We start from the raw sequence: 5891 nt of genomic DNA, 5'->3' as shown, positions 1-5891 counted from the left end.
TCTATGTCTTGGTGGCCAGTTTATTCAAGCATAGATTCTCACCATTACCAGTTAATCTCGCGAACTGCATAAGTCATGTATTTTAACTCTAAGCAGGCTAAAAATCGATATCTTTTCTAGAAAAACCCAGTCAGGTCGCGGGGTGCGAACCTCCCGGGGATTTCATGTGAGCTTGGGGTTCGCACCAGCCCCTTTTAATAAAAACAACTAAGTTTTAACTTCATCTTTTTACTTCATAAGCCAAGCGTGATCCGGGTCGTTGCGGAATTTCCAGGTTCGCGTAGGTCCAGCCATTACATTCAAATAATACACGTCATAGCCGGGAGGCGCGGAGACGGGATGATAGCCGCGCGGCACCATTACAACTTCGCCATCCTGCACCGCCAACGTTTCATCCAGCGATCTGTCATCGGTGTAAACCCTCTGAATGGCAAAGCCCTGCTCCGGCTGTACGCGAAAATAATACGTTTCCTCCAATAATGACTCATCGGGCAACGCATCCTGATCATGCTTGTGCGGCGGATAACTCGACCAGTGGCCCTGCGGGGTGTACACTTCCACAACCAGCAAGGAATCCGCAGCTTCTCCCTCCGGCAAAATATTATGAATCAGCCGCTCCACATTGCCCTGCCCTCTCACCTCGACCCCAACCTGCTCCGGCGTAATTAACCGGGCAGGATAGGTTCCTTTGCCCGGGGCCGAACAGACCGCAAGCTCCAGCTCGGTCAACGCTTCAACAACGTAAAAATCGTCATTTGACACATAAACCGAAAAAGGAGGGATCTTTTCAAAGACGTTCATCCGATTGCCGATTTCGTTCCATGCCTCTTTATTTGTTGCAACGTTTGCTTTGCCGCTTAGCAGCACAAGGCATACCTCTTGCTCCAGCGTATCTCTCCTAAGCTTGGCGCCTGCCTGAAGCTTCAGCGTTTCAAAGCCGACGTAAGTCCAGCCCGCCGACTGGGGCGTAACTGTCAGCAGGCTGCCCTCATGATGGGACTGCTTGGATGGCTTTACAATTAAATGCGACATTTATGCTGCTCCTCCCTCATTGCCCGAGTTGTCGAACAAGATCATTTTAGCGACACTGCCAGCCCCCATTCTTCGCTTGAAGGGGGACTTTTAGCCGCCTACCAGCGGGCCGTCACCATTTTTTTGCGGGTATAAAATTCTACCCCGTCTGTGCCGTTGGCATGGAGGTCGCCGTAGAAGGAATTTTTCCAGCCCGAAAACGGGAAAAAGGCCATCGGAGCCGGAACGCCGAGATTAATCCCCAGCATACCCGCTTCTATCGTTTCGCGGAATTGGCGGACATGGCTTCCGTTCTGGGTAAACAGGCAAGCTCCATTAGCGAATTCAGAGGCATTCGCAAGAGCGATTGCTTCCTCCAGCGTGCCGACGCGCGCTACGGACAGCACAGGCGCAAAAATTTCATCCTTCCAGATTTTCATCTCGCTGGTCACATGGTCGAAGATCGTAGGGCCAACAAAATAGCCGTCGCCTTTGGCCGCCTCGTCTTGACGTCCGTCGCGCAGCAGCGCCGCTCCTTCTTTAATGCCGGCTTCAATATAATGAAGCGCCCGTTCCTTTTGCGAGCCACGAATAACCGGGCCCAGAAAAACATCCTCCCGGCTGCCGTCTCCTATGACAAGCCCGTTCGCTGCGGCCAGCAGCTTTTCGATCAGCGGCTCGGCAGAATCGCCAACAGCTACAACAACGGCGCAAGCCATACAGCGCTCGCCCGCCGAACCAAAAGCGGCGCCAATAATTTGCTGTACCGCGCCATCCAGATCGGCATCCGGCATAACGATACTGTGATTTTTGGCGCCAGCCAGCGCCTGCACTCTTTTTCCTTTGGCAGTACCGGTTTTGTACACATATTCCGCGACAGGCTGAGAGCCGACGAACGATATCCCTTTAACCTGCGGGTGCTGGAGCAGGCCGTTTACCACATCATGAGCGCCATGAACAACGTTAAGCACGCCGTCGGGCAAACCCGCTTCCTTGAACAGCTCCGCCAGCCGGTTCGCCAGCAGCGGCGTCCGCTCCGAAGGCTTGAGCACAAACGTATTGCCGCAAGCAATCGCAAGCGGGAACATCCAGCACGGCACCATCATCGGAAAATTAAACGGAGTGATGCCCCCAATAACGCCTATGGGATACCGGTACATGCCGGATTCCACATTGGTTGCGATATCCGGAAGCTGCTTGCCCATCATCAGGGAAGGCGCGCCGGCGGCAAACTCGACGCATTCGATTCCTCTCAGCACTTCACCGTAAGCCTCGGTGTAATTTTTGCCGTTTTCCAGCGTAATGAGCCGGGCCAGCTCATCCCAATGCTCAACAAGCAGCTGCTGATATTTAAACAGAACCCGCGCCCGGCGCGGTACGGCGGTACGGCTCCATGCAGCAAAAGCCTGCTCCGCAACCGCCACAGCCTCATCCAGATCGGCTCGCGAGGATAGGGGCACTCTTGCAATTTCCTCTCCCGTTGCCGGATTGTAGACGGCTTCGGATTTTCCCGATTCGGAGTCTCGCCATTGGCCGCCGATAAAGTTTTTGAGTTGTGCAGGGGCGTTAGTCTGGGTCATTTGGAAAATCTCCTCTCGTTTTTAACGTCAAACGTCACTCCGAATTATTGGAATTGGCTCATATATTGTTCAACCTGCTCCAGTGTCGGCATCGCGTCTGAGCAGCTGTGGCTGGAGATGACGATGGAGGCGCAGGCGCTTCCGAATGCCATGCTGCGGCTGATCTCCCAGCCCTTCATCAGTCCGTAAATAAAACCTGCGGCATAGGAATCTCCCGCCCCGAAGGTTTTAATGACCTTTGCCGGAAAAATAGAGCCCTTGTGCGAGCTGCCATCCTTGCCGTAAGCGATGGAGCCGTCTTTTCCATGCTTGATCACGACGATTTCCGCATGGTGGCCGAACCACTGGGCAGCCGTCGCTTCGTCGCTTGCCTCATCATTGCCGTCGAATTGCTCCAGCATGTCGAATTCCTCGCGCGTCCCGATAATAATATCGCTTTTTTCCGCTGCAGCATGGTAATAAATAGCCGTCTCTTGGTCATTGGTCCATGTATAAGGGCGGTAGTCGATATCGAAAATAACCTTCGTCCCATGCTTGCGAGCATAACGCAGCGCCAGCAGCACCGCCTCTCGGGAGGGACTTTTGGCAAGCGCCGTACCGGAAACAAGCAGCGCCTTGCTGTCTGCGATAAGCGCTTCATTCACCTCGCCCGGCTCCAGCTTTAGATCAGCGACATTGTCGCGATACATTAGAATGCTGCAATCCTCAGGGCTTTTGATCTCGGTAAAAGCAAGACCTGTCACCGCGCCGGAGTGATCCGTTACGACGCCAGAAGTGCTGATTCCGTTATTTTTCAAATATTGGGTGATAAAGCGGCCCATCTGATCATCCGCCACCTTGCCGATAAATGCCGACTTCATGTCAAGCCGCGACATGCCGATGGCAATGTTGGCAGGCGATCCGCCGACATATTTCGTAAACGTCATCGTTTCTTCCATCGGACGATTGATTTCGTTGGCGTTCAGGTCGATGCACAACCGGCCGATAGCCACTAAATCAAGTGATTTTTCGGCCGAAAAAGTTACGGGAAGCATGTGGCATACCTTCCTTCATCTATAAGTTAAGCGGCTAAGCCGAACGTCTCCAAAAGCCCGCATCCGTTTGTCGAGACCAGACCGACCGGGCTTCTGAGCACGCATTACGTTTGTGAGGATGCTTTACATTTGTGAGCACGCTTTACGTTTGTAAGCAACCTTTTTAATAAGGCCGCGCCTCTTGTCTTTTCTTCTTCATTTCCGCATGAGCCTGCAAAACCTTGTCGCCTGTGGACACTTCCGGCACTCCGACATTCCACCAGGATTCGTATCCCGAGGTGTTTGTACCAGGCAGCACCTTGATTTCCACCAGCACAGGTCCCGGCTCGGCTTTGGCTTGCGCCAGGGCCTGCTCCAGCTCAGAAGCATTACGGGCCGTATACGCCGCTGCGCCCATGCTGCGGGCGTGCGCCGCAAAATCTATCGGGATATATCCCCCGTCCAGCAGACCCGTTTTGTCGGAGCGGTAGCGGAATTCGTTGCCGAAGCTGTCGCTGCCATGTCCGCGCTGGAGGTTGTGGATACATTGGAAGCCGTTGTTGTCGAACAAAACAATGATGATTTTGACGCCCTCCTGAATGGCTGTCACCAGCTCCGAATGGAGCATCAGGTAGCTGCCGTCTCCCAGCAGGGCGTATACGTCGCGATCAGGCTCCGCCATTGCAACGCCAAATGCGCCGCTGACTTCATAGCCCATACAGGAAAAGCCGTATTCCATATGGTAGGTTTTGGGCTGAACGCTTCGCCAAACCCGATGCAGATCGCCCGGCAAACTTCCCGCTGCTGCTACAATAATTCCTTGCTCGCCAACCTCACGGTTCACAATCCCAAGCGCATGGGTTTGCGTAAAGCCATCCGGGCTTTGCAAACTGTAAAGCCTGTCCACCTCGGCGTCCCACTCCGCCTTGAGCTCCAATATTTCTCCTTGTCCGTAACCGCTGCTGTAACCTTCCTGTATCAGACTTTCCATTAAGGCTCTCAACGCTTCCTTGGCATCAGCCGTGACGAACTCGCCTTGCATTTTGACCGAGTCGAAGGAGCTTACGTTCAGATTAAGAAAAGCCGCCTCTTCATTGCGAAAAGCAGATTTGGACGCCGTCGTAAAATCGGAATAACGCGTCCCCACGCCAATGATAAGGTCCGCCTCCGCTGCAAGCTTGTTCGCCGCCAGCGTTCCGGTTGTGCCAACGCCGCCAACGCTGAGGGGATGATTCCACGGCACGGCGCTTTTGCCCGCTTGCGTCTCTGCAACGGGGATGCCAAAAGCCTCCGCAAATGCAAGCAGCTCGTTTGTCGCATCCGCGTAATGCACGCCTCCGCCCGCGATAAGCAGCGGCCGCTTTTTGCTGGAGATCAGACGGGTTGCCCGCTGGATGGCTTGAGGCGACGGCGGACGGCGATCCAGCCGATGAACCCTTTTGGCGAAAAACTCCGCAGGATAATCGTAGGCTTCGGTTTGCACGTCCTGCGGCAAAGCCAGGGTTACAGCTCCTGTCTCGGCGGGATCGGTCAAGACGCGCATCGCCTGCAGCAGGGCAGACATCAGCTGCTCCGGACGAACGATGCGGTCCCAATACCGGCTGACGGCTTTGAAGGGATCGTTGGCCGAAATGGTATAGTCGCTCGGCACCTCTATTTGCTGCAATACGGGGTCCGGCTGGCGAGACGCAAAGTTGTCTCCCGGCAGCAGCAGCACCGGAATCCGGTTAATCGTTGCGGTTGCCGCACCCGTAATCATATTCAGCGCGCCCGGTCCGATGGAGGACGTACAGGCATAAATTTCCTTGCGGTTCCTCTGCTTCGCAAAGGCCGTTGCCGCGTGCACCATTCCTTGCTCGTTTTTCCCCTGTACAAATACAAGCTCGCCCGGCTCGCGCTCCAGCGCCTCGCCAATGCCGGTCACGTTGCCGTGACCAAAAATGCCCATCACGCCGCGCACAAACTTGGTTTCGATTCCATCAACCTCAATATACTGGCGATCAAGAAACCTTAGCAGCGCCTGCGCCATTGTCAGTCGTATCGTATCCATTTTGATGACCTCGATTTGTTGTGAATTTGGGATATAAGCCCAACTAAAATAGGATCACTTGTAGCTTTTTCAAATCATTAGACTCGATTGAGTGCGTTCATTGTAGGGTGAACATTTCACGTTATGAGTTGTACGAAAAATCGTACAAAAGGACACGCTCATCACCATCAAACCATGGCTTTGTACGATTTATCGTACAAAAGGACAAGCTCATCACCATCAAACCATGGCTTTGTA

At 53.9% G+C, this 5891-nt stretch carries 4 protein-coding genes; all 4 read right to left on the bottom strand.

The genetic code is table 11. The annotated features are described in order from the left end of the window. Nucleotides 1-228: 228 nt before the first annotated feature. Nucleotides 229-1032, bottom strand: a complete 804-nt coding sequence (gene iolB / locus A7K91_RS00100) for a 5-deoxy-glucuronate isomerase (RefSeq protein ID WP_068678430.1) — start codon at nucleotides 1030-1032, stop codon at nucleotides 229-231. Between the two features lie 98 nt (nucleotides 1033-1130). After that, nucleotides 1131-2591: a CoA-acylating methylmalonate-semialdehyde dehydrogenase gene (locus A7K91_RS00095; RefSeq protein ID WP_068678428.1), complete on the bottom strand. Its 1461-nt coding sequence runs from the start codon at nucleotides 2589-2591 to the stop codon at nucleotides 1131-1133. 44 nt (nucleotides 2592-2635) lie between these two features. After that, nucleotides 2636-3625, bottom strand: coding sequence for a 5-dehydro-2-deoxygluconokinase (iolC, locus tag A7K91_RS00090; protein WP_068678425.1), 990 nt, complete (start codon nucleotides 3623-3625; stop codon nucleotides 2636-2638). A 163-nt stretch (nucleotides 3626-3788) separates the two neighbouring features. Next, on the bottom strand, nucleotides 3789-5654 hold the full coding sequence (iolD, locus tag A7K91_RS00085) for a 3D-(3,5/4)-trihydroxycyclohexane-1,2-dione acylhydrolase (decyclizing) (protein WP_068678423.1): 1866 nt from the start codon (nucleotides 5652-5654) through the stop codon (nucleotides 3789-3791). Nucleotides 5655-5891 lie beyond the last annotated feature (237 nt).

The sequence above is a fragment of the Paenibacillus oryzae genome (assembly GCF_001675045.1).
Taxonomy (GTDB): Bacteria; Bacillota; Bacilli; order Paenibacillales; family Paenibacillaceae; genus Pristimantibacillus; species Pristimantibacillus oryzae.
The sequence above is the reverse complement of the archived record's forward strand: the minus strand, read 5'-3'. Positions and strand labels throughout refer to the sequence as shown.

What these genes read in the sequence shown, in the direction of transcription:
- iolB (WP_068678430.1), bottom strand. Translation starts at nt 1,032, where the DNA reads ATGTCGCATTTAATTGTAAAGCCATCCAAGCAGTCCCATCATGAGGGC.
- A7K91_RS00095 (WP_068678428.1), bottom strand. Translation starts at nt 2,591, where the DNA reads ATGACCCAGACTAACGCCCCTGCACAACTCAAAAACTTTATCGGCGGC.
- iolC (WP_068678425.1), bottom strand. Translation starts at nt 3,625, where the DNA reads ATGCTTCCCGTAACTTTTTCGGCCGAAAAATCACTTGATTTAGTGGCT.
- iolD (WP_068678423.1), bottom strand. Translation starts at nt 5,654, where the DNA reads ATGGATACGATACGACTGACAATGGCGCAGGCGCTGCTAAGGTTTCTT.